The following is a 3,340-nucleotide window of genomic DNA, read 5'->3' as shown; positions in this document are numbered from 1 at the left end:
TTTCCGATATGGGCGCGCTCAATCGCGCCGGCAGCCGCGTGATCGTCAAAGCCGAGGGCGTCTACCTGTGGGATTCCGACGGCAATCGCATCATCGACGGCATGGCGGGCCTTTGGTGCGTCAACGTCGGCTACGGCCGCAAGGAACTGGCCGATGCGGCCTATCGCCAACTGCGGGAGCTGCCCTACTACAACACGTTTTTCAAGACGACCCATCCGCCTGTGATCGCATTGTCCGCGTTGCTCTCCGAGCTGACGCCGGCGCCGTTCAATCACTTCTTCTATGGCAGCAGCGGCTCGGAGGCCAACGACACGGCCCTGCGCATCGTCTATCGATATTGGGCGACACAAGGCCGATCGTCGAAGAAGTATGTGATCTCACGCAAGAACGGCTATCACGGCTCGACGATCGCCGGTGCCACGCTCGGCGGAATGAACGACATGCACGAGCAAATGCCCTCGAAAGTCGAGCACATCGTCCATATCGATCAGCCCTACTTCTTCGGCGAAGCGCCACCCGATTGCTCGCCGGAAGCGTTCGGCATCGAGCGCGCCCGGCAACTCGAAGCGAAGATTCTCGAGCTCGGGCCGGACAACGTCGCCGCGTTTATCGGCGAGCCGTTCCAGGGGGCCGGCGGCGTTATTTTCCCGCCTTCGACCTATTGGCCCGAGATACAGCGCATTTGCCGCCAGTACGATATTTTGCTGATCGCCGACGAAGTCATCGGCGGCTTCGGGCGCACCGGGCAATGGTTCGCGCATCAACATTTCGGCTTTGAACCCGATCTGTTGACGCTGGCCAAGGGCCTGACAAGCGGCTATGTGCCGATGAGCACAGTCGCGTTGCACGACAAAGTGGCGGCAGCCATCATCGACAACGGCCAGTTCAATCACGGCCTGACTTATTCGGGCCACCCGGTGGCCGCCGCCGTCGCCCTGGCGAACCTCCAGCTGTTGCGCGACGAGGGCATCGTCGAGCGCGTCCGGCGCGAGACGGGCCCGTACTTTCAAGCCAGCTTGCGGCAGGCATTCGAAGGCCATCCGATAGTCGGCGAGATCGCAGGCGCGGGACTCGCGGCGGGCATCCAGCTCGCGCAGAACCCGCACACGCGCGAACGCTTCGCGGCGAGCAGCGAAGTGGGGATCGTCTGCCGCGACTTCTGCTTCAACGACAACCTCGTCATGCGCGCGTCGGGCGACCGGATGCTGCTCTCTCCGCCGCTCGTCGTCTCGCGCACGGAGGTCGATGAAATCGTCGATAAAGCGAAGCGTGCCATCGATGCGACAGCGCGGCAGTTCGGCATGGCGTAGCGAGCGGCGGTGCGCCGGTTTGCGTCGCGTTCGCCTAACCGCCCCGCCCTTCGTCGAGACGCCGTGCCAGTTCGCGCAAGCCGTCGGACACGGCGACGGGATACGGTTCGTCGATATCGAGGGTGCGCTGCGCGTTCGGTAGTGCACGCAGTTGCCGCCACGCATGTTCACGGATGGATTGAAGCGGTATGGGGGAGGCGCAGCGGTTGCCGCCGCGCATGACCGGTTCGAGCAATGGTTCGCCGTCGCGCCGTTCCCGGTCGAGCGTAATCCAATCGCCCGCCATGACGCCGTTCGGCCCGGTCAGGCGATACACGGCCTTGCGCGCGGGCCAAGTGGTCTTGCCTTCCGAGCGTTTGCGGCGCGCCTCGCCCGCATAGTCGACGAGCTTATACGCGCAATCGAGATACGGTGCGTCGGACGACGTATTCATGCGCGTGCCGATGCCGAATGCGTCGATCGGCGCTTGCCCGGCAATCAACTGACGCAACTGATACTCGTCGAGATTGCCGCTCGCGAAGATCGACACGGCCGAGAGTCCTCCGTCGTCCAGGATCTGTCGTACGCGCCGGGCATTGGCGGCCAGATCGCCGCTGTCGAGCCGGACACCGTGAATCGTAATGCCGTCGCGCGCGAGCAGCGGCGCGAGTGCCACGACCTTGCGCGCGCCGGCCTCCGTATCGTAGGTATCGATCAACAGCGTCGCATTCTCCGGCTGCGAACGCGCGAACTGCTCGAAGGCCAGGGCTTCGTCCGTGTACGCCTGAACATAGGAATGGGCCATCGTCCCGTAGATGGGGATATCGAACATAAGGCCCGCCGGCAAGGTTGCGGTGCCGCCGAATCCGGCCACATAGGAGGCGCGCGCAGAGAGCAAAGCCGCCTCGGCACCATGTGCGCGGCGCAGCCCGAAATCGACAAGCAGTTTATCGGGCGCCGCCAGCACACAGCGCGCCGCCTTGCTGGCGACGACGGTTTCGAAATGCGCGAGGTTCATCACGCGGCTTTCCACGAACTGCGCTTCGCGCATCGGCGCCGTGATGCGCAGGATCGGCTCGTCGGGGAAGAACACCGTCCCCTCCGCCATTGCATCGACATCGCCCGTGAAGCGCAAATGCTCGAGCGATCTCAGGAACGGCGTGGGAAAGCGGCCCGTCTTCGAAAGCGCCGACAATTCGTCCGGCATAAACCGAAGCCGTTCGAGGTAGCCGAGCACCTGCTCGAGCCCCGCGGCCATCATGAAGTTGCGCTGCAGCGGCAGCGCGCGCACGAAGAGCTCGAACGATGCCGTTTCGTTCATGCCGGCGTCGAAGTACGCCTGCAGCATCGTCAACTCGTAGAGATCGGTCAGAAGAGCACTGTCGGGCGATAGCTTCATGATGTCGTCTCCGCGCTGCGGCATGATCGCTCAACGGGCGCCCAGTGGTCCGCGCGTTGGCGTACATTACTCGGCGACTTGCTGCACGCGGCGGTACGACAATCGTCCCGAATTCGCCGCCCTGCTGGCCGCGGGCGATATGCGCGCAATGGACGAACTCGATCGGGGACGATTTGGCGTCGCTTGTCGAGCGCCAACTCGCCGCGCTGGAGGACTGGGTCACGGGCCGCCGGGTCCGCCTGACCGAGCGCGGAGACTCGATCGTCAAAGCCGTGACACGACAACCGCATTAGCGAGGTGCGCAACGCGGCCGCCGCGGCCGGCTCGTACGACGAAACTGAGGTAGTATCCGCACCAAAGCGAGCGCCGGACGCCCCGTCCGGCTGCGCCCCGAGCCCGTTCGCTCGCGGCCTGCCCGCAGATGAAACGACTGCCCACCCCCACTCATTGCCTCACCGTTCGTTCGCCGTGCCACAAGCCCCGATCTCCGCCCCCCAGAATTTCGACGACTATTGCGCCCAGAAAGCGGCGCCCGCCGGTTCGAGCGCCTATTACGCGCGGCGCCAGGCGCCCGCGTCGCGGCAATCTTTTCTGACGGCGCTGTTCGCGTTGCGCCGCGAGCTCGAGGAAACCGTCAAGGACACGAGCGACC

At 64.7% G+C, this 3,340-nt stretch carries 2 protein-coding genes and 1 pseudogene; 2 read left to right on the top strand and 1 reads right to left on the bottom strand.

All coding sequences use genetic code 11. The annotated features are described in order from the left end of the window. On the top strand, positions 1-1,310 hold a 1,310-nt coding region (locus ACTHL0_RS01470), incomplete at its 5' end, for an aspartate aminotransferase family protein (protein ID WP_440564807.1). Positions 1,311-1,344: 34 nt separating this feature from the next. Here the strand turns inward: ACTHL0_RS01470 and ACTHL0_RS01465 are convergent. Next, on the bottom strand, positions 1,345-2,688 hold the full coding sequence (locus ACTHL0_RS01465) for a nicotinate phosphoribosyltransferase (protein ID WP_440564806.1): 1,344 nt from the start codon (positions 2,686-2,688) through the stop codon (positions 1,345-1,347). A gap of 468 nt (positions 2,689-3,156) precedes the next feature. Between ACTHL0_RS01465 and ACTHL0_RS01460 the strand changes: the two are divergent. Continuing rightward, positions 3,157-3,340: pseudogene (locus ACTHL0_RS01460) on the top strand (squalene synthase HpnD); the annotation flags it as partial.

This window comes from Trinickia sp. (genome assembly GCF_051961175.1).
Classification (GTDB): Bacteria; Pseudomonadota; Gammaproteobacteria; order Burkholderiales; family Burkholderiaceae; genus Trinickia.
The sequence above is the reverse complement of the archived record's forward strand: the minus strand, read 5'-3'. Positions and strand labels throughout refer to the sequence as shown.

Excerpts from the sequence above, each read along its gene's own strand:
- ACTHL0_RS01465 (WP_440564806.1), bottom strand. The coding sequence starts at position 2,688 with ATGAAGCTATCGCCCGACAGTGCTCTTCTGACCGATCTCTACGAGTTG.